Below are 18961 nucleotides of genomic sequence, written 5' to 3' on the forward strand. Positions count from 1 at the left end.
GTGGTTCAGAAGCGAACCGCGTCGACGAACTTCTTGAGGTCGGGGTTCGTGCTGCGGTTGAACGCCTCTTCGGGCGTCGTGTTGACCGCGATCTCGCCCTCGTGGAAGAACACGAGCCGGTCGGCCGCCTTCGCGGCGAAGGCCATGTCGTGGGTGACGAGCGCGATGGCGAGGCCCTCCTCGTCCTTCAGGCGGCGCAGCACCTCGAGGACCTCGGCCGCCACGGGCGGGTCGAGCGCGCTCGTGATCTCGTCGCAGAGCAGCAGCTTCGGCTGCATCATGAGGGCGCGGGCGATCGCGACGCGCTGGCGCTCTCCGCCTGAGAGCTGCGAGGGCCGGCTGCGCAGGTGGTGCGCCATGCCCACTTCGGCGAGGGCGACTTCTGCGCGATCGGATGCCTCGGAGGCGGACATCCGCAGCCGCTTGCGCGGCGCCAGGGTCAGGTTGCCGAGCACGTCCATGTGCGGCCACAGCGTGTAGCTCTGGAACACCATGCCGACGTGCGACTCGACGCTCGGCCAGTCGTCGGTGCGGTCGCCCTCCTCGAAGACGACCTTGCCGTCGAAGGCGATGGTGCCCTCGTCGGGGTCGGTGAGGCCGGCGAGCACCCGCAGCAGCGTGCTCTTGCCCGAGCCCGACTTGCCGATGATGACCGTGATGTCGCCGAGCGCCATGCCGAAGTCGACGTTCTTCAGGATCATGCGGTCGCCGAAGCTCTTCTGCAGCCCGGTCGCGGCGACGAGCACATCGCCGATCGCGGCCGAGATCGAACCGGTCGAGGTGCGGCCTTCGCCGAGCGCCCCGATGGCGGTCGTGACCGGCCCCGAGGTCTGCTGGTCCGTGTCGCTCATACCGTGGTCCTCACTTTCAGGGTGGGAAGCATCTTGCTCACGAGGCTCGGTCCCTTCGGTCCCTGCGACATCATGTTGCGCTCGATGCGCGACAGGATCAACGAGACCGGGAAGGCGATGATGAAGTACATCAGCGCAGCGGTCGTCAGGATCTCGAGCGCGCGGTACGTCTCGGACGCGATCTTGTTCGCCGTGAACATGAGGTCGGCGACGGCGATCGTCGAGACGAGCGCGGTGTCCTTGAACAGCGAGATGTTGAGCGACATGATCACGGGCAGCTGCTGCCTGACCGCCTGCGGGATGATGATGTACCGCACCTGCTGCCAGCGGGTGAGGCGCAGCATCTGGCCCGCCTCGATCTGCTCGACCGGCACCGACTGGAAGCCGGATCGCAGTGCCTCGGCCATGAACGCCGTCAGGTTGGCCGTGAGCGCGATCACCGCGGAGACGGGCCCCGGGATCGTGATGCCGGTCAGGGTGGGCATCGCGTAGTACACCCAGAACAGCTGGACGAGGAGCGGAGTGCAGCGGAACACCTCGATGTAGAGCTGGGCCGCCCAGCGCAGCACGTCGATGTGCGACATGCGGAGGAGGGCCAGGGGCACCGCGAGGATCATCGAGAAGACGATCACGATGAGGGAGATCTCGATGGTGACCCAGAGGCCGTCGAGCAGTCTCGGCAGGTTGCTGGTGACGACGTTCCAGTCGAAGTCGTACGTTCTGATCATCATGGGATATCAGCGCCCCTCGGTCACTGCATCTGCAGGTCGCCGAGGGTGTCGACCTCGACGATGCCGGCCTCTTCGAACGCGCGCTTCAGCGAGCCGTCGTTCTTCGCGGTCTGGATCGCGATGTTCAGCACCTGCAGCGAGCGGGCGTCGATGTCAGCGTTGACGCCGTAGTTCGAGTCCTGCACGAAGATCGGCGGGTCGGGCACGACGATCTTCAGCGACGGGTCCTTCTGCGCCGCGTCGGCGAGGGTCGGCAGGTCGGCGAACGCGGCGACGGCACGGCCGGCGCCCATCGCGGTGACCGCGTTCGGGATGCTCTCGGTCGTGAGCAGCTCGACGCCGAGGCCCTCGATGGCCGGCTCGTACGAGGTGCCGCTCGCGAGGGCGACCGGCTGGCCGCTGGCGACGATGTCGTCGACGCTCGTCAGGCCCGAGTCGGCCCGCACGATGAAGACGCCCTCGTAGGTGTAGACCGGGTCGGTGAACTGGATCGCGAGCGAGCGCTCGGAGGTCGAGTCGAGGTAGGCCGCGACGTCGAACCGGTCGGCCTGCAGGCCGGAGACCATCTTCGACCACTCGGCGGCGACCGGGGTGAACTTGACGCCCATCTCGTCGGCGAGCTTCTGCAGCGGCACGATGTTCGGGCCGCCCATCTTGCCGTCGGGCTGCTCGGCGGTCATCGGCGGCGCCGAGGCGATGCCGACGCGGAGCTCGCCCTGCGCCTTGATCTTCTCGATCCAGGCGCCGTTGGCCGAGGCGCCGCCCGACGCGGCGGCGGCACCGCCGCCCCCGCCCTGGAGGGAGGCGCCGAGCCACCCGCCGGCGAGCGCGAGCACGATCACGCCGATGATCGCGAGGATGGTGCGGTTCGTTCGCTGTGCCTTTTTCGTCTTGGAGTTCGTGTTCGACATTGCGGGGCCTGTTCTCTGTGAGGTCGCGGTTCGCGAGGGGGACTTGCCTACTTCGGACTGCGTTGTCTTAGTGTCTGACAATCTGGCGATGCGTGAGATATTACATACGGGTCCCGCGGGCCGCAAGACCTTTCTCGAGCACGGGACGAGTGGCTCGTTCCGGTCGGCGCGCGCCGACGACGCGCGCCGCGGGGACGTATCGACCCGGGGGCGCGCGCGTCAGCGGTTCGATCAGTCGACCGCGAGCACCTGGCCGCTCTCCACGCCTTCGACGGCGCGACGGAACGCCTGCCCGACGCGCTCCCCCGACACCGGCGGGAAGCCCGGGAACGAGTCGTGATACGCCGGCGCGTCGGCGAGCACCGAGGGGCTCACCGCGTTGATGCGGATGCCGCGCGGGAGCTCGACCGCCGCCGCACGCACGAACGCCTCGACGGCGCCGTTGGCCATCGCCGCGGCCACGCCGTCGGCGATGTGCGCTCGGCCGACGACGCCCGTGGTCAGCGTGATCGAGCCCCGGTCGCGGAGGTGCGGAAGCGCGAGGCGCACGAGGTCGAGCTGGTTCAGCACCTTGCCCGCGAACGCCGCCTCGTAGTCGTCGCGGCCGAGTCGTTCGAGCGGCTTGAACGGTACCGCCCCGACCGCCGAGACGACGGCGTCGACCGCCCCGACGTCTTCGAACAGCGCGCGGATCGACGCCTCGTCGCCGAGGTCCACTCGGGGGTCGGTGCTGCGACCCACCGCCAGCAGGTCGTGTCGGGCGCGCAGCGCGCCGGCTGCGGCCGAGCCGACGTGACCCGAGGCGCCGATGACGACGATCTTCACGCGACGCCTCCTTCGCCGTCCGGGGCGAGCAGGCCGAGCAGTTCATCGGCACTGTCGAGGGTGTGGGCGATGAACGCCCGGTGGATGACGTCCCGGTCCTTCGTCCGAATGGCGTCCATCAGGTCGGCGTGCACCCGGTGCGCGCGCTCGGGGTCGTTCCTCGCCCACTGGTCCTCGGCGAGGGCGATGGTGAGGTGCGCCTCGGTGACCGGCCAGAGCTTCAGCAGCAGGTAGTTCTCCGAGGCCACCCAGATCTGCCGGTGGAACTCGAGGTGCGCCTCGTACTGCACGAGGGGGTCGGGGTCGAAGGCGAAGCGCTCGAACCGCTCCCAACCTCGCTCGATGGCCTGCATCCGCCGCCCGGTCTCGTCGGCCAGCACGGCGTCGACGGCGAGCATGTCGAGCCCGACCCGGGCGACCGCGATGTCGCGGATCTGCTGTGGCGAGACTTCGGCGACCCGGATGCCGCGATAGGGCTCCTGCACGATCAAGCCCTCGCGGGTGAGTTGGTTGAGCGCCTCGCGCACGGTCGGCCGGCTCACGCCGAGCGCCGACGCCAGCTGGGTCTCGGTCAGCTTGTCGCCCGGCTTCAGCCGGCCGAGGATGATCGAGCGCCGGATCTCGATGCCGACCGCCGCCTTGCGGGACACCGTCGACACCGGGCCCGGCCCCCACGGGTCGACGCCCGTCGACTTCCCATCCAGACTCATCTCACCCCTCCGTTCGCCGGCGACCCCGGCCCGGTTCGCCGGTGACCCCGGCCGGCAACATTGTAAGACAATCTACGCATCGCTGGACAGGGATGCATCGGCGAAGATCTCGGCGATGGCGTCGGTCATCGGAATCCCGTCCCGCTCAGCCTGCGCGCGATTGCGATAGCGATGATCGGCGGGCAGGCGCGTCATGCCGGATTCGCGCAGGAACGCGACGAGCTGCTCGATGCGCGCAGCGAAACCGCCGCCGCCGCGGTCGGGGTCGATGAGCACGAGCAACTGCCCGGTGCGCCGCGTCCTCGCCGCCCCCTGCTCGAGCTCGGCCTCGTACGAGAAGGCGCCGCCCGTGAGCCCCGCGGCGAGCACCTCGACCATGAACGAGAGCGCAGCGCCCTTGTGCCCGCCGAACGGCAGCAGCCCGCGAGCCGCCAGGATCTCCCCCGGGTCGGTGGTGTCGCGCCCGTCCCGATCCGTGCCGGTGCCCGGCGGGACCTCGCGCGACGCGTTGCGTGCGAGCTGGAGGTCGCCGTGCGACATCGAGGAGGTCGCCAGGTCGAAGACGATCGGGGATGCTCCGCGCACCGGTGTCGCGAAGGCGATCGGGTTGGTGCCGAACACGGGCTCGGCCGCCCCGCGCGGGCGGACCACGCGCGTGCCGCCGACGACCATCGTGAGACCGACGAAGCCCGCGACGGCGAACGGCTCGAGGTCGGGCCACAATGCGCTGAAGTGGTGGGAGTCCTTGATCGCGACGACTGCGATCCCGGTCTCGGCGAGCATCCCGTCGACGACGGGTTGTGCGTGCCGGAGCGCCGGTTGCGCGAATCCGTTCGCCGCATCGACCCGGAGGAACGACGGCCCGACCCGTTCGAGCACGGGCTCCGCCGCCCCGTCGACCGTGCCGCTCCGCAGTGAGTCGAGGTAGCCGTGCAGCCGGAAGACGCCGTGGCTCGACGCCCCGTCGCGTTCGCAGCCGGCGCAGTTGCGCGCGATGACCTCTGCCGTGAACGGCGACGCGCCCGCCTGCTCGAGGAGCGTCTGCAGCCGGCCGACGAGCGGCTCGAACGCGATGCTGACTCCCCTGTCGATCATGCCCTGCGCGCTCCCTGCCACGTCGATGTACCGATTGCCTGATTGTAAGGCAATCGTAACGGAGCAACGCAAGCCCCACCCCCGAACAGGGGGCGATCCGGTCCCGCTGCGGATATCATTCCCGGCATGGGAACTCTGTATTACGGCGACTCGCAGACTCCTATCGGCATCGAGGATCGCGCGCTCGCCCATCTGAAGGTTGCACTGATCACCAAGCTCCGCCGCGGCGAGAGCTTCACCCTCTCGTGGCAGCACCACGACGACGAGCCCCGCGGGCGCTCGACGATCTGGGTGCATCCGTCCATTCCGATGCGGTTCGTGTTCGACACCCCCGAACGTCCTGAACTCAACAAGGAATGGATCAACGACCTCATGGTGTCGGCCAACTCGACCGGCGGCGTGCAGCTCGTGCCCGAGCACCTCGACACCGCCTCGATCGCCACCATGCCCGACCGGCCGCCGGGTGCCGACGTCGACGTGCACGCACTCGTCGGCGCGGTGACGCTCGACCGGGCGAACTAGCCCCGCCGACGCCTCACGCGAGCGGCTCGACGAACGTCAGCTGCGACCCGTCCTCCTCGATGAGCGGACCGAGCGCGGCGTTGAACGGTGCGCCGTACGGCGCCGCCAGGTGCGCGGCGAAGGCTGCGGCATCCCGATAGGTCTCGGTGACGACGAAGCGGCGACCGGCCGGCGCCGGCCCGGCGACGACCGTCGGCCGTGCCTCGAGCACGGGGGCCGTCGCCACGCGGAGCGGCGTGAAGTCGAGGCATCCCGGTTCACGACGGACCTGCGCCGTGAGCGCGAGGAGGAGGCGCTCGACCTCCTCCTCGCGCCCCGGCAGCGCGGTGAACTCGGCGACGAGCTGCACCGGCCCCGAGGCATCCTCGGTCATGCCGTCGCCGCGCCCGTCATGATCGCGACCGCGTCGGTCATCGAGTGCGACTGCGGCGTGATCGTCGCGGCGCGCTTGCCGAGCCGCTGGATGTGGATGCGGTCGGCCACCTCGAACACGTGCGGCATGTTGTGCGAGATGAGGATCACGGGGATGCCCTGGTCGCGCAGCCGCTTCACGAGCTCGAGCACCTGGTTCGACTCGCGCACGCCGAGGGCGGCGGTCGGCTCGTCGAGCACGACCACCTTCGAGCCGAAGGCGGCGGCCCGCGCCACCGCGACGGCCTGACGCTGGCCGCCCGAGAGGTTCTCGACGGGCACGGTCACGTCCTGCAGGGTCGAGATGCCGAGCGAGGTCAACTGCGCGCGCGCCTGCTGACGCATGCCCTTCTGGTCGACGACGCGGAAGACCGAGCCGAGGATGCCCTTCTTGCGCACCTCGCGGCCGAGGAACAGGTTGGAGGCGACGTCGAGGGCCGGCGAGACCGCGAGGTTCTGGTACACCGTCTCGATGCCGGCCGCGCGGGCGTCCTGCGGGCGCTTGAAGTGCACGGGCCGCCCGTCGAGCAGCAACTCGCCCTCGTCGGGCACGTAGGCACCCGTGAGGCACTTGATGAGCGTCGACTTGCCGGCGCCGTTGTCGCCGATGACCGCGAGCACCTCGCCCGGGTAGAGCTCGAGGCTGACGCCGTCGAGGCCGACGACCCGGCCGAAGGTCTTCACGAGACGCCGGGCCTGCAGCACGGGGGTACGGGTCTCCGTCGCCGGCGCTGCCGGCGATGCGGGTGTTGCGGTGGTCATTTGCGTACCTTCCGAATCCACTGGTCGACCGAGACGGCCACGATGATGAGCACGCCGACCGCGAAGGTCTGCCAGAGCACGTCGAGCCCGGCGAGCGAGAGTCCGTTGCGGAACACGCCGACGATGAGCGCGCCGAGCAGGGTGCCCCAGACGGTGCCGCGACCGCCGAAGAGGCTCGTGCCGCCGATGACGACGGCCGTGATCGAGTCGAGGTTGAGCTCGGCGCCCGCGTTCGGCGAGGCCGCGTTCGTGCGCCCGATCTGGATCCACGCGCCGAGCGCGAGGATCGCGCCGGCGGCGAGGTAGACACTCATGAGCACCCGGCTGACGCTGATGCCGGCGAGGCGCGCGGCCTCGGGGTCGTCGCCGACGGCGTAGACGTGCCGGCCCCACGCCGTCTTCGACAGGATGAGCGCGACCACGACGTAGAGCAGCAGCATGAGCAGCACGCCGACCGTGAAGTTCACGCCGCCGATGTCGAAGGTCGTGCCCGTCCAGGTGAGGAGCGCGGGCATCTCACCGCCGCGCACCGTCGCGCCGCCCGAGTAGAGCAGCGTGAGCGCGACGAAGATGCTGAGCGTGCCGAGCGTGACGATGAAGGGCGGCAGCTTGAGCCTCGTCACGAGCACGCCGTTGAAGGCGCCGGCGGCGAGGCCGACGACGAGGCCGAGCAGCAGTGCGATGACCGCGGGGACGCCCTGGTTGACCGCGGTCTGGGCGATCACCATGGAGCTCAGCACCATGACCGCGCCGACCGAGAGGTCGATGCCCGCGGTGAGGATGACGAGGGTCTGGGCGACGGCGAGCGTGCCGACCACGGCGACCTGCTGCGTGATGAGCGACAGGTTCGCGGGGTTCAGGAACCGGTCGTTGAGGATGCCGAAGACGATCACCGCGATGACGAGCACGATGGCCGGGCTGATCGCCGGGTACCGGTGCAGGACGTTGCGGATGCGGCTGAGGGGCGTGGAGCGGTCGAGGAACTCCTCGGCCAGGTCGAGCGCCGAGGTCGGCGGCCCGCCGGTGGGCTGGGCCGGCGCAGCGGGCGCCGGCTCGGTGGTGTGCTGACTCACGTTGGTACTCCGTCGTGTCGGTGGGGTTCGGTGCGGTGAGGGTCGGCGCGGGCCGGGGAGGAGCGGGATGCCGCGGCATCCGTCACCCGGCCCGCGCCGGGCTCAGGCGAGGGGCGGATCAGGCCTGGGTCAGCCCCAGCAGATCTCGCCGGCCTCGGCGGTGTCGATCGAGTCGACGCCGTCCTGGGGGTCGTCGGTGACGAGCGCGACACCGGTGTTGAAGAAGTCGAGGCCGTCGGTCGTCTCGGGCTTCTCGCCGGTCTTCACGAGGTCGAAGATCGCCTGCACGCCGAGGTCGGCCATCTTCACGGGGTACTGCTGGCTCGTCGCCCCGATCACGCCGTCGGCGACGTTCTGCACGCCCGCGCAGCCGCCGTCGACCGAGACGACGATGAGGTCGTCGGTCGCGCCCGCGGCCTTGAACGCCTGGTACGCGCCGTAGGCGGCGGGTTCGTTGATCGTGTAGACGACGTTGATGTCGGGGTTCTTCGAGAGCAGCGTCTCGGCCGCGGTGCGACCGCCGTCCTCGGCGCCCTGGGATGCCTCGTTGCCGACGATCTCGTACTCGCCGCCCTGGCCGCCGGTGTAGTCGCCGGTCTTCGCCTCGTCGCCGTTCTTCTCGGCGTCGGCGGTGTCGATGCCCATGCCGTCGAGGAAGCCCTGGTCGCGCGCCCAGTCGACCGAGACGACCTTGTCGTCGAAGAGGTCGATCATGGCGATCGTCGCCTTCTCGCCGCCGAGCTTCGCGGCGGTCCACTCGCCGATCTCCTGGCCGGCGAGGAAGTTGTCGGTCGCGAACGTGATGTCGGCGGCCTCCGGGTCTGCGGGCGGGGTGTCGAGGGCGATGACGTAGAGGCCCGCGTCGCGCGCCTTGACGAGCGCGTCTTCGACGCCGGGGCCGTTCGGCGTGATCAGGATGCCGGCGTCGCCCTTCGAGATGGCGTTCTCGACCGCCTGGATCTGCGTGTCCTCGTCGCCGTCCTCTTTGCCGGCGGCGAGCGTCAGGTCGACGCCGAGCTTGTCGGCCGCCTCCTTCGCGCCGTCCTGCATCGCGACGAAGAACGGGTTGGTGGTCGTCTTCACGATGAGCGAGACGCCGATCTCGTCGTCGGAGCCCGACGCGCTCGAGCCGTTGCCCGACGCGCAGCCCGTGAGGGCGAGTGCGGCCGCCGCGGTGATCGAGATGCCGGCGACGAGACGACGGCGGAGCCCGCCGGTTGCTGCGTGATTCATCGATGAATCTCCTCTGGTGTTGGGGGGACCGTTGCCCTCCTGACAACGATGTCAACGGTAGGTTTAGCCGATGTCGGTGTGTATAGTCAAGTCGAACCCGCACATTCGAGACCAAAAGGTGACACCGTTGTCAAACCCTGAGCTTGACGAAGGGCCGCGCGCTCGGCCCACCATGCGCCACGTCGCCGCGCTGGCGGGCGTCGGCATCAAGACCGTCTCCCGCGTCATCAACGGCGAGCCGAACGTGAGCGCCGCGACCGTCGCGAAGGTGCGCGAAGCCGCCCGCACGCTCGACTACCAGCCCGACCTGCACGCCGGCAACCTGCGCCGCGCCGACGGGCGCACGCGAACGCTCGGCCTCCTCGTGGGCAGCGTCGACAACCCGTTCGCCGGTGCCGTGCACCGCGCCGTCGAAGACGCTGCGCTCGGCCGGGGCGTCGCGGTCTTCGCGTCGAGCCTCGACGACGACCCCGATCGCGAGCAGGCGACCGTCGATGCCTTCCTCCGTCGCCGGGTCGACGGGCTCATCCTCACGACGGTGTCCGACAGCCAGGCCTATCTCGCGCCCGAGCAGCGCCGCGGCACCCCCATCGTCTTCGTCGACCGCGAGCCGGCGGGCCTCTCCTCCGACGTCGTCGTGAGCGACAACGCCGACGGCGCCGCGACGGCGACCCGCCACCTCATCGAGCACGGGCACCGCCGCATCGCCTACCTCGGCGACCGGGTGCGCATCCAGACCGCGCGCGAACGTCGCCGCGGCTACCTCGAGGAGCTCGGGCGGGCCGGCGTCGCCACGCGCGACCTCCCGATGATCGACGAACTGCACGACGAGGCATCCGCGCGCGAGGCGACCCTCGCGCTCTTCGCGCAGCCCGACCCGCCCACCGCGATCTTCTCGAGCCAGAACCTCGTGACCATCGGGGTCATCCGCGCACTGCGCGAGCTCGGGCGGCACCACGACACCGCGCTCGTCGGGTTCGACGACGTGCCGCTCGCCGACCTGCTCGAGCCCGGCGTCACGGTCGTGGCACAGGACCCGTACGCCATCGGCCGCACCGCCGCCGATCGCGTCTTCGCCCGCCTCGACGGCGACGACTCCCCCGCCGCCCGCACCGTCATCGCGACCGAGCTCATCGCGCGCGGCAGCGGCGAGATCCCGCCGAGAGCGGGCTGAGGCGTGGCGCGCATCACCGTCGTCGGCGACGCCCTCATCGACGAGCTGCGCGACCCGAGGGGCTCGCGCGAGTTCGTCGGCGGCGCGGCCCTGAACGTCGCCGTCGGCCTGTCGTTGCTCGGCGACAACGTGACCCTCGTCGCGATGGTCGGCGACGACGAGGCCGGCGCCCGCATCCGGGCATACCTGCACGACTACGGCGTGCGGCTCGTCGCGAGCCCGTCACCGCACGGCACGTCGCGCGCGATCTCCGACCGGTCGGCCGGCGGCGAGCCGCGCTACGAGTTCAACGATGCGGCCCGGCGACGCGCCCTGCGTTTCGACGCCGCGACCCGGGCGGCGATCGCCGAGGCCGACCTCGTGGTCGTCAGCTGCTTCCCGTTCGACGACGCCGAGCAGGTCGCGTCGCTCGTCGCCGCGATCGATCGCCCCGAGCATCGGCTCATCGTCGACGGCAACCCTCGCGCCGGCATGCTGCGCGATCGCGCCGCGTTCGCCGCCGTGTTCGAGGCGGTCGCCGCACACGCGCTCCTCGTGAAGGTCGGCGACGAAGACGCCGACCTGCTGCTCGGCGCGAGCCTCGACGTCTTCGTCGACCGGCTGCGCGCCGCGTCGGCCGGTGACCGGGATGCCTCGCGCGTTCGCCCGCTCGCCGTGCTCGCCACCGCGGGCCGAGACGGGGCGACCCTCCACCACGGCGACCTTCGCGTGCACGCCGGCATCGTCGCCCTGCCCGGTCCGATCGTCGACACGATGGGCGCCGGCGACGCGACCCTCTCGGCCGTCACGCACCACATCGGCGCCCGCGGACTGCCCGGCGACGAGGCATCCTGGTCGGTCGCCCTCGACACGGCGATGACGGTCGCGGCCGCGACCGTGCGCCACGAGGGCGCACTGCTGCGCACTCCGCACGCGGTCGGTTCCGTCGACTCGTTCGGCAGCTGATTCACGCGGGTGCTGCGCGCGCCCGAGGGATTCCGTTTCGACCGATGTCAGTTCCGCCTCACGATGAGGCGGAACTGGCATAGCTCCGACCGGAGCAGTCCGCCCCGCGGCGCGGCGCCGCGCCCACGCGCCGCGGCACAGGACACGCCATGCCGTCGACGACACCCGTCGACCCCACGCTTGCATTGTCCGGTCGACACTGCGTAGCATCGCCGACGTTCGATTGACAACGATGTCACTCAAGTGACTCGATGCGCGCAATGAAGGGCGACCACACCGATGACCACGAAATCAAGGCTCCGGCTCGCGGTACTCGCGGCCGTGACCGCGGCCGGCTGCACGCTCGCAGCAGCGGCTCCGGCACTCGCCGCGGATGCAACCGACCCCGCGACCCAGCAGTACCGGCCGTACCTGCACTTCTCACCCGAACGCAACTGGATGAACGACCCCAACGGCATGGTCTACGAGAACGGCACGTGGCACCTGTTCTTCCAGCACAACCCGAGCGGCACCCGCTGGGGCAACATGAGCTGGGGCCATGCCACGAGCACCGACCTCGTGCACTGGACGGAGCAGCCGCTCGCGATCCCCCAGACCTTCGACGGGTCGGGCACCGCGATCGAGGACATCTTCTCGGGCTCGGTCGTCGTCGACGATGGCAACACGACCGGCTTCGGCACGATCGAGAACCCGCCGCTCGTCGCGATCTACACGAGCGCCTACACGGGCGCCCACCCCACACACGCCGGCAAGCAGGCGCAGTCGCTCGCGTACTCGCTCGACCACGGGCAGACCTGGACGAAGTACGAGGGCAACCCGGTCTACGACCGCGACTCGGCGAACTTCCGCGACCCGAAGGTGTTCCGCTACACGAACCCCGAGTCGGGCGAGTCGTACTGGGTGATGGCCGCCGTCGAGGCGACGAGCTACCAGGTGATCCTCTCCCGCAGCGACGACCTCAAGTCGTGGACCGAGCTCAGCACCTTCGGCCCCGCGAACGCGACGGGCGGCATCTGGGAGTGCCCCGACCTGTTCCCGCTCGCGGTCGACGGCGACCCGGCGAACACCAAGTGGGTGCTCGTCGTCAACCTCAACCCGGGTGCACCCAACGGCGGCTCGGGCGGCCAGTACTTCGTCGGCGACTTCGACGGCACGACCTTCACCTCCGAGAGCACGGTGAGCGCCGACCAGCTGCCCGAGGGCACCGTCTTCGCCGGGTTCGACGACGGCACCTACGACGGCTGGACGGTGCGCAACGAGCCGGGCAACTGGAAGAACGGCCCCTGGGGTGACGCCCCGGCGACGGGCAGCCTGCCGGGGCAGAACCCCGTCTCGGGCTTCGCGGGCGCCGGTCTCGTCAACGGCTTCAACGACGGGGACTGGCCCGTCGGCACGATCGAGTCGCCGACGTTCACGGTCGAGAGCGACTTCGTCAACCTGCTCGTCGGCGGCGGCAACCACCCGCACGTCGAGGACGCGCAACTCGGCAACGAGCCGCCGGCCGGCCGCACCTTCTTCGACTTCGAGCTGCCCGCCGGCACGACGCTCGCCGACAGCGGCTGGGCGATCACGGGCGACTTCGCGACCGACCCGGCGCGCAACCCGTCGACCGCGGGTGGCGAGAACTACCTCGGCGAGAAGCGCATCAACACCTGGGAGGGCGGGCCGAAGGGCGACGACAACGTCGGCGACCTCACCTCGCCCGCCTTCACGATCGAGCCGGGCGAAGACCACCTGAGCTTCCTGCTCGGCGGCGGCAAGCGCACCGACGGGTCGCTCGAGGCGCAGCTCCTCGTCGACGGCGAGATCGTCAGGTCGGCGACCGGCCCCGAGGCGGGCGCCCTGAACTGGCGCAGTTGGGATGTCTCGGAGTTCGCCGGCCACGACGCGAGGCTGCGCGTGCACGACGCCGCCACCGGCGGCTGGGGGCACCTGACGGCCGACCACTTCGTGCTGGGTGCGGAGCCGGCGCTCGTGCGCTCGGACGAGACCACCGTCAACCTGATCGTCGACGGCGAGGTCGTGCGGTCGGCGACCGGCACGAACAGCGAGGGCCTCGACTGGCGCAGCTGGGACGTCTCGGAGTTCGCCGGCCGCGAGGCATCCGTTCGCATCGTCGACAACAACCGGTCGGGCTGGGGGCACGTGCTCGTCGACCAGGTGATGTTCTCGGATGCCGCGGCGACGCCGCGGATCGAGGGGTACGACTGGCTCGACTGGGGTCGCGATTACTACGCGACGGTGTCGTTCAACGGCGCACCCGACGGCCGCCGCGTGATGCTCGGCTGGATGAACGACTGGGACTACGCGCAGGACATCCCGACCGGCTCGTGGCGCAGCGCCATGACGCTGCCGCGCGAGGTCGCGCTCGTCACGACGCCGAAGGGTCCGCGCCTGACGCAGCAGGTCGTGCCCGAGTTCGCCGAGCTCGAGCAGGCCGACCGCGCGTACGTCGACCCGGCGGGCTCCGCGGGCGGGCGCGCGATCGCCGAAGGCGCCGAGGCGCTGCCGATCTCGGGCGACCGGGTGCGCATCGACGCGGTCATCGATCCGGGCGACGCGGATGCCGCGGGGCTGACCGTGCTCGGCGACGACGAGTCGGCGACGCGCATCGGCTACGACACGGCCGCCGGACGGCTCTTCGTCGACCGGCGCGACTCGGGCGTGACCGACTTCCACCCCGGCTTCGCGTCGCTCGACGACGTCGCCGTGCCGCTCGTCGACGGGCGCATCGCGCTCACCGTCTGGGTCGACCGCGCCTCGGTCGAGGTGTTCACGGCCGATGGTCGCACGACGATCACCGACCAGGTGTTCCCGAACGCGGGCGCCGATCGCATCGGCCTGTTCGCCCACGGCGGGGATGCCGCGCTCGAGTCGCTCACCGTGACCCCGCTCAACGGCGCGATGTGGAAGGAGGCGGGCGCCGACGACGCGACCGCCGCACCGCCGAGTGCGGAGCTCTCGTCGACGTCCGGCCCGAAGTCGGCCGACCGCGACGGCGACTACCTCGTCAAGGTCAAGGTCGGCAAGGGCCAGCCGACGACCGTCGTGCGGCTCCTCGAAGACGGCGCGGTCATCGGCCGGGTCTACCGCACCGCCGAGAGCGACCGCATGGTGACGTTCCCGATCGAGGATGCCGCGGCCGGCGACCACCGATACGTCGTCGAGCTCGAGAACTCGGCCGGCGTGACGGCGGGCGGCGAGCTCACGGTGCGCGTCGCCGGATGAGACCGGGTGGGGCGGCCGTCGTGCTGACCGGGCGCCCCACCCAACCACCCGCTATCGCAGCGACTCCCCCGAGGGTGCCGCGAACTCCTCGAGCGCCGCGACCACGTCGGCCGAGAGCTCGACCGTGCTCGCGGCGACCGCGTCGTCGACCTGCTCGGGACGCGACGCCCCGACGATCGCCGTGGTCACGGCGGGGTTGTGCAGCACCCAGGCGACCGCGAGCTTCGGGATCGACAGCCCGGCCTCCTGCGCGATGGCGTCGATGCCGCGGATGCGGCGCAGGTAGTCGTCGGTGAGCGCCGACGCATCGAGGAACCGGCTGTTCGCGGCGCGCGAGTCGGCGGGCACGCTGCCGTCGAGGTACTTCGCCGTGAGCAGCCCCTGCGCGAGCGGCGAGAAGACCGCGCTGCCGACCTCGAGCTCGGTGAGCAGGGGGAACAGCTCCGCCTCGGGCGTGCGCTCGAACAACGAGTACTGCGGCTGGTGCAGGAGCATCCGCACCCCTTCGCCGGCGAGAAGGTCGTACGCCTGACGTGCGAGCGGCGCCGGGTAGTTCGAGATGCCGACGTAGAGGGCCTTGCCGCTGCGCACGATGTCGACGAGCGCCTGCATCGTCTCCTCGAGCGGGGTCTCGGGGTCGACGCGGTGCGAGTAGAACACGTCGACGTGGTCGGTGCGCATGCGCGTGAGGCTCTGCTCGAGCGAACGCACGAGGTACTTGCGCGACCCGCCGTCGCCGAACGGCCCCGGCCACATGTCGTAGCCCGCCTTCGTGGTGACGAAGAGCTCGTCGCGATACCGGCCGAGGTCGCTCTCGAGCACGTTGCCGAACGTCGTCTCGGCTGAGCCGTAGGGCGGCCCGTAGTTGTTCGCGAGGTCGATGTGCACGACGCCGCGGTCGAACGCGTGCAGCACGATGCGCCGCTGGCTCTCGAACGAGCGGTCGCGCCCGAAGTTCTGCCAGAGCCCGAGCGAGACGCGCGGCAGCCGAACACCGCTCGCGCCCGCACGCCGGAAGGGCACGTCGTCGTAACGGGTCGGTGCCGCCGTGTGGGCGGTCACGAGGCGGGGGTCGTCGGCGGCGATGGGCATGGTGCTCCTCGGTCGAAAAGGGGTCATCGAAACGCTACTGCCCGTCGGAGCCGTGCCGCGCCCGGGGTCACAGGGAGGTCGTGACCCACCAGCCGATGATGAAGAGCCCCATCGCGATGAAGACCAGGCCGATGACCATGAAGAGGAGCCGGCTCGGGGTGCGCGCCGCCGCGCGGCCCGGGCGCGACTGACGCTCGGCCGCGATGGTCTCGGCGAGCCAGTTGCGTCGGATCACGAGGGTCGCACCGCCGACGAGGGCGAGCACCGCCCATGCCAGGGCGAAGACGAGGCCGATCTGCACCACGTCAGCCTAATCGAGAGCAGGGCGATGCCGGGCCGCCGCGGCGGGCATCGCGGAGACCCCTCAGCTGATCACGAGGCTCGAGATGCGACCGTCCCGCAGGCTGAACTCCATCGGTCCGGTGCCGTTGTACCCGTTGCCGCTGACGGAGAGCGTCACGATCCAGCTCTCCTCGGCCTCGCCGGCGACGAACCCGACGAGCTCGAAGTGCGACTGCACGCCGATGTTGTCGGTCTCGTCCCACGAACGCACTCCCCGGTGGCCGTGGAACTCGCGTCCCCAGTCGTTCAGGTAGGCGTCGTCGGTGAAGGCGGCGACGAAGGCCTCGCGATCGCCGCGGTTGGTGGCGTCGATGAACGCCGCGATCGGGGCGGGCAGTGTCTGTTCGGTCATGAGGTCCGGTTCCCTTCTTCTCACTGCTGCGACGTGCCGTGTCGTTGGTTCAGGATGCCGCCGCGCACACCCTTCACGCGAGGCCGCCGTTCGTGAAGACGGTCTGGCCGTTGACCCAGCGGGCAGGTCCCACGAGGAACGCGACCGTCTCGGCGATGTCCGCCGGGGTTCCGAGGCGTTCGAGCGGCGTCGCGTTCGCAAGCCCCTGGATCGCCTCCTCGCTCTTGCCGTCGAGGAACAGCGGAGTCGCGGTCGGCCCGGGGGCCACCGCGTTGACGGTGATGTCGCGGCCGCGCAGCTCGCGCGCGAGCACGAGCGTCATTCCCTCGACCGCCGCCTTCGTCGCGACGTAGGGACCGTACGTCGCGAACTTCGTACGGGTGACGCTCGTCGAGAAGTTGACGATCGCCCCGCCGGCGCGCACACGTCGCGCGGCCTGCTGCGAGACGACGAACGTGCCGCGCAGGTTCGTGCGCACGATGCGGTCGAAGTCGTCGAGGTCGTAGGTCGCGATCGGTCCGAGCAGCATGATGCCGGCGGTGTTGACGACGACATCGAGGCCGCCGAACTCCTGCTCGACCCGGTCGAACAGGGCTTCCATGGCGGTCTCGTCGGCGACGTCGCCGCCGACGGCGAGGGCCCGGCCGCCGCCGGCCACGACCTGCTTCACGATCTCGTCGGCCTTCGCCCGGTTGCCGGCGTAGTGCACGGCGACCGCATAACCGTCGGCCGCGAGGCGTTCGACGACGGCGCGGCCGATGCCGCCCGACCCTCCGGTGACGAGGGCGACGCGGATGGTGGCGTCGTGGGTCTGCTCGGTGTTGCTGCTCATGTGCGAGCTCCTTCTTCGTTCGAGGTGGGTTCGTGTGCGTGCCGACGCCGTCGCGCGGGCGCGCCGGACGGCGCCACGACCGGTGGTCGCTCGGCGCTCGTGGGTGCAGGATCGGGCGGCGGTGTCAGCCGGTGCGGCTCGGCCGCTGGAAGCGCCCCAGCCATTCGTCGAGCAGGCCCGACTCGGCCGGCGTGAAGGCTTCGGATGCGGCGACGTGCGCACGCAGGGTGGTGGCCGCGACGGCCGCTGCGTCGACGACCGGCGCATCGCCATCGGCGAGGATGCCGCGGATCACCGCCTCGCGGGTGAGGGCGGAGGCGGCATCCGCGTCGGGGTGGAGTTCGGGCCGCAGGATCACGCCGAGCGCGAGGCCGCTGTTGGCCGCCATCACCACCCGGGCGGCCTCGTCGGCGCCCATACTGAGCCGTCCGTCGGCGGCGAGCCGTTCGAGCACGCCGGTCAGCAGCCGCATCGCCTCGGCGAGCGCGGCGGGCCGAGCGGTCAGCGCGGAGCCGAACACCAGGCGATACGCGTGCGGGTTCTCGCGGGCGAACGCCGTGTGGGCATCCCACCCGGCACGCAGGTCGGCGAGCGCGTCATCGGATGCCTCGGCGGCGCGCTTGCGGCTCAGGTACTCGTCCCAGACCGAGTCGGCGACCGCTGCGAGCAGGCCGTCCTTGTCGCCGAAGAGCCGGTACAGCACCGGCTGGGTGACGCCCGCGGCGTCGCAGACCGCACGGGTCGACACGTCACCCGACGGCGACTCGGCGAGCAGTCGGGCCGCCTCTTGCAGGATCAGTGCTCTCGGTTCCACGTATCAACGATAACACAAGTTGCGTATCGTTGATATCGAGCCTTCGTATCGCCGCTCAGCGAGCCGTGATGCGCCAGGATGCCGCGTGCGCGGCGCCCGGCTCGAGCACCACGAGGTCGACGCCCGAGTTGAAGGCGTCGGGCGGGCAGGTCATCGGCTCGACCGCGAGCCCGATGCGGTGAGTCGCATCCGCGCCGGGGGTGTCGGCGGTGTGCACCTGCACCCATGGGCATGCGGCATCCCAGGTCATCTCGACACCCGTGCCGCCGGGTGCGGTGAGCACGACCCGGTAGAGGGATGCCGCATCCGACGCGACCGGCGCACTCGACGCCTCGGCGGCGACGAGTCCCGTGAACGCGTGGTCGATGAACGTGTCCGCGATCGCGCGCGGCGTGCGGAAGTCGAACTCGGGGTGCACCTCGACGGGCTCGACGGCCACGGGGCTGAGCCGGTCGGCGGTCACCGTGAGCACCGACTCGGCCGGCAGTTCGAGCGTCCAGTCGTCGACGCGGCCGGGCCCCGCGACGAGGTACGGGTGCGGCCCGGTGCCCCATGGCGCGGCGTCGGCGCCGAGGTTGCGGCCCGTCACCGTCTGCGTGAGCCCGTCGGCGTCGAGGCGGTACTCGACCTCGACCTCGACGCGGAACGGGTAGCCGGCCTGCGGCTCGACGACCGCGGCGAGCACGACCCGGTCGGTCTCGACGATGCGGGGTGTGAAGTCGAGCCACGCGGCGAGCCCGTGCAGGGCGTGGCCGCGCGCGGGCTCGGTGAGCGGCAGCTGGTGCGAGACCCCCGCGAACGCGTACCGACCGTCGACGATGCGGTTCGGCCACGGCGCGAGCGTCACGCCGCGATAGCCGGGGCGCACCTCGTCGGCCTCGAAGGGCACGACGAGGTCGCGCCCCTCGAAGCGCAGCGTGCGCAGGCTCGCACCGATGCTCGCGACGTCGGCCGTGTACCCGTGAGCCGACAGCGCGAACTGCCGGCCCGAGCGGGGCACGAGGTCGGCGGGAGCCGCCGGCCCCGAGGCATCCGCTTCGATGGGGTGCGTCATCGCG

Annotated in this window: 20 protein-coding genes; 4 read left to right on the forward strand and 16 right to left on the reverse strand. The window is 70.9% G+C overall.

Features of this window, described 5'->3' with window-relative positions; translation table 11 throughout:
- Positions 1-5 precede the first annotated feature (5 nt).
- The 6 genes from MUN74_RS06325 to MUN74_RS06350 form a co-directional block, all read right to left on the reverse strand.
- Positions 6-851 carry an amino acid ABC transporter ATP-binding protein gene (locus MUN74_RS06325; RefSeq protein WP_244855576.1) on the reverse strand — a complete coding sequence of 282 codons (846 nt, stop codon included), beginning with the start codon at positions 849-851 and terminating at the stop codon, positions 6-8.
- Complete coding sequence (locus tag MUN74_RS06330; protein ID WP_244855577.1) at positions 848-1582, reverse strand: amino acid ABC transporter permease; 735 nt, start codon at positions 1580-1582, stop codon at positions 848-850. Before MUN74_RS06330 ends, MUN74_RS06325 begins: the two co-directional genes overlap by 4 nt.
- 20 nt (positions 1583-1602) lie before the next feature.
- Positions 1603-2493 carry a substrate-binding periplasmic protein gene (locus MUN74_RS06335; RefSeq protein ID WP_244855578.1) on the reverse strand — a complete coding sequence of 297 codons (891 nt, stop codon included), beginning with the start codon at positions 2491-2493 and terminating at the stop codon, positions 1603-1605.
- A gap of 231 nt (positions 2494-2724) precedes the next feature.
- On the reverse strand, positions 2725-3318 hold the full coding sequence (locus MUN74_RS06340) for a short chain dehydrogenase (RefSeq protein WP_244855579.1): 594 nt from the start codon (positions 3316-3318) through the stop codon (positions 2725-2727).
- Positions 3315-4028 carry a GntR family transcriptional regulator gene (locus tag MUN74_RS06345; protein ID WP_244855580.1) on the reverse strand — a complete coding sequence of 238 codons (714 nt, stop codon included), beginning with the start codon at positions 4026-4028 and terminating at the stop codon, positions 3315-3317. Before MUN74_RS06345 ends, MUN74_RS06340 begins: the two co-directional genes overlap by 4 nt.
- A gap of 72 nt (positions 4029-4100) precedes the next feature.
- Positions 4101-5123: an Ldh family oxidoreductase gene (locus tag MUN74_RS06350; protein WP_244855581.1), complete on the reverse strand. Its 1023-nt coding sequence runs from the start codon at positions 5121-5123 to the stop codon at positions 4101-4103.
- 126 nt (positions 5124-5249) lie between these two features.
- On the opposite strand from MUN74_RS06350, the gene MUN74_RS06355 reads away from it, so the two are divergent.
- Positions 5250-5645, forward strand: a complete 396-nt coding sequence (locus tag MUN74_RS06355) for a DUF7882 family protein (protein WP_244855582.1) — start codon at positions 5250-5252, stop codon at positions 5643-5645.
- 13 nt (positions 5646-5658) lie between these two features.
- Here the strand turns inward: MUN74_RS06355 and MUN74_RS06360 are convergent, their stop codons facing one another.
- The 4 genes from MUN74_RS06360 to MUN74_RS06375 form a co-directional block, all read right to left on the reverse strand.
- Positions 5659-6018, reverse strand: a complete 360-nt coding sequence (locus MUN74_RS06360; RefSeq protein ID WP_244855583.1) for a putative quinol monooxygenase — start codon at positions 6016-6018, stop codon at positions 5659-5661.
- Positions 6015-6818 carry an ATP-binding cassette domain-containing protein gene (locus MUN74_RS06365; RefSeq protein WP_244855584.1) on the reverse strand — a complete coding sequence of 268 codons (804 nt, stop codon included), beginning with the start codon at positions 6816-6818 and terminating at the stop codon, positions 6015-6017. Before MUN74_RS06365 ends, MUN74_RS06360 begins: the two co-directional genes overlap by 4 nt.
- Positions 6815-7891: an ABC transporter permease gene (locus MUN74_RS06370; RefSeq protein WP_370647351.1), complete on the reverse strand. Its 1077-nt coding sequence runs from the start codon at positions 7889-7891 to the stop codon at positions 6815-6817. The genes MUN74_RS06365 and MUN74_RS06370 overlap by 4 nt, the downstream gene beginning before the upstream one ends.
- 129 nt (positions 7892-8020) lie before the next feature.
- Positions 8021-9124, reverse strand: coding sequence for a substrate-binding domain-containing protein (locus tag MUN74_RS06375; protein WP_244855585.1), 1104 nt, complete (start codon positions 9122-9124; stop codon positions 8021-8023).
- A gap of 172 nt (positions 9125-9296) precedes the next feature.
- Between MUN74_RS06375 and MUN74_RS06380 the strand changes: the two genes are divergently transcribed.
- The 3 genes from MUN74_RS06380 to MUN74_RS06390 all read left to right on the forward strand — a co-directional run bounded on the left by MUN74_RS06380 (position 9297) and on the right by MUN74_RS06390 (position 14471).
- The gene (locus tag MUN74_RS06380; RefSeq protein WP_244855586.1) at positions 9297-10298 is read left to right on the forward strand and encodes a LacI family DNA-binding transcriptional regulator; all 1002 of its coding nucleotides are present in this window, start codon (positions 9297-9299) and stop codon (positions 10296-10298) included.
- Positions 10299-10301: 3 nt separating this feature from the next.
- Positions 10302-11243, forward strand: a complete 942-nt coding sequence (locus tag MUN74_RS06385; protein ID WP_244855587.1) for a PfkB family carbohydrate kinase — start codon at positions 10302-10304, stop codon at positions 11241-11243.
- 279 nt (positions 11244-11522) lie between these two features.
- Positions 11523-14471 carry a glycoside hydrolase family 32 protein gene (locus MUN74_RS06390; RefSeq protein ID WP_244855588.1) on the forward strand — a complete coding sequence of 983 codons (2949 nt, stop codon included), beginning with the start codon at positions 11523-11525 and terminating at the stop codon, positions 14469-14471.
- 51 nt (positions 14472-14522) lie between these two features.
- Here the strand turns inward: MUN74_RS06390 and MUN74_RS06395 are convergent, their stop codons facing one another.
- The 6 genes from MUN74_RS06395 to MUN74_RS06420 form a co-directional block, all read right to left on the reverse strand.
- On the reverse strand, positions 14523-15563 hold the full coding sequence (locus tag MUN74_RS06395) for an aldo/keto reductase (protein WP_244855590.1): 1041 nt from the start codon (positions 15561-15563) through the stop codon (positions 14523-14525).
- Between the two features lie 67 nt (positions 15564-15630).
- Positions 15631-15864, reverse strand: a complete 234-nt coding sequence (locus MUN74_RS06400) for a hypothetical protein (protein ID WP_244855591.1) — start codon at positions 15862-15864, stop codon at positions 15631-15633.
- 63 nt (positions 15865-15927) lie between these two features.
- The gene (locus MUN74_RS06405; RefSeq protein ID WP_244855592.1) at positions 15928-16257 is read right to left on the reverse strand and encodes a nuclear transport factor 2 family protein; all 330 of its coding nucleotides are present in this window, start codon (positions 16255-16257) and stop codon (positions 15928-15930) included.
- A 73-nt stretch (positions 16258-16330) separates the two neighbouring features.
- Positions 16331-17089, reverse strand: a complete 759-nt coding sequence (locus tag MUN74_RS06410) for an SDR family oxidoreductase (protein WP_244855594.1) — start codon at positions 17087-17089, stop codon at positions 16331-16333.
- 124 nt (positions 17090-17213) lie between these two features.
- A complete protein-coding gene (locus tag MUN74_RS06415; protein WP_244855595.1) occupies positions 17214-17903 on the reverse strand; it encodes a TetR/AcrR family transcriptional regulator in 690 nt (229 codons plus the stop codon).
- Positions 17904-17958: 55 nt separating this feature from the next.
- A complete protein-coding gene (locus tag MUN74_RS06420) occupies positions 17959-18957 on the reverse strand; it encodes an aldose 1-epimerase family protein (protein ID WP_244855597.1) in 999 nt (332 codons plus the stop codon).
- Positions 18958-18961: the final 4 nt, after the last annotated feature.

The organism is Agromyces sp. H17E-10, from assembly GCF_022919715.1.
Classification (GTDB): domain Bacteria; phylum Actinomycetota; class Actinomycetes; order Actinomycetales; family Microbacteriaceae; genus Agromyces.

What these genes read in the sequence shown, in the direction of transcription:
- MUN74_RS06325 (WP_244855576.1), bottom strand. Translation starts at nt 851, where the DNA reads ATGAGCGACACGGACCAGCAGACCTCGGGGCCGGTCACGACCGCCATC.
- MUN74_RS06330 (WP_244855577.1), bottom strand. Translation starts at nt 1,582, where the DNA reads ATGATGATCAGAACGTACGACTTCGACTGGAACGTCGTCACCAGCAAC.
- MUN74_RS06335 (WP_244855578.1), bottom strand. Translation starts at nt 2,493, where the DNA reads ATGTCGAACACGAACTCCAAGACGAAAAAGGCACAGCGAACGAACCGC.
- MUN74_RS06345 (WP_244855580.1), bottom strand. Translation starts at nt 4,028, where the DNA reads ATGAGTCTGGATGGGAAGTCGACGGGCGTCGACCCGTGGGGGCCGGGC.
- MUN74_RS06350 (WP_244855581.1), bottom strand. Translation starts at nt 5,123, where the DNA reads ATGATCGACAGGGGAGTCAGCATCGCGTTCGAGCCGCTCGTCGGCCGG.
- MUN74_RS06355 (WP_244855582.1), top strand. Translation starts at nt 5,250, where the DNA reads ATGGGAACTCTGTATTACGGCGACTCGCAGACTCCTATCGGCATCGAG.
- MUN74_RS06360 (WP_244855583.1), bottom strand. Translation starts at nt 6,018, where the DNA reads ATGACCGAGGATGCCTCGGGGCCGGTGCAGCTCGTCGCCGAGTTCACC.
- MUN74_RS06365 (WP_244855584.1), bottom strand. Translation starts at nt 6,818, where the DNA reads ATGACCACCGCAACACCCGCATCGCCGGCAGCGCCGGCGACGGAGACC.
- MUN74_RS06375 (WP_244855585.1), bottom strand. Translation starts at nt 9,124, where the DNA reads ATGAATCACGCAGCAACCGGCGGGCTCCGCCGTCGTCTCGTCGCCGGC.
- MUN74_RS06380 (WP_244855586.1), top strand. Translation starts at nt 9,297, where the DNA reads ATGCGCCACGTCGCCGCGCTGGCGGGCGTCGGCATCAAGACCGTCTCC.
- MUN74_RS06390 (WP_244855588.1), top strand. Translation starts at nt 11,523, where the DNA reads ATGACCACGAAATCAAGGCTCCGGCTCGCGGTACTCGCGGCCGTGACC.
- MUN74_RS06395 (WP_244855590.1), bottom strand. Translation starts at nt 15,563, where the DNA reads ATGCCCATCGCCGCCGACGACCCCCGCCTCGTGACCGCCCACACGGCG.
- MUN74_RS06405 (WP_244855592.1), bottom strand. Translation starts at nt 16,257, where the DNA reads ATGACCGAACAGACACTGCCCGCCCCGATCGCGGCGTTCATCGACGCC.
- MUN74_RS06410 (WP_244855594.1), bottom strand. Translation starts at nt 17,089, where the DNA reads ATGAGCAGCAACACCGAGCAGACCCACGACGCCACCATCCGCGTCGCC.
- MUN74_RS06420 (WP_244855597.1), bottom strand. Translation starts at nt 18,957, where the DNA reads ATGACGCACCCCATCGAAGCGGATGCCTCGGGGCCGGCGGCTCCCGCC.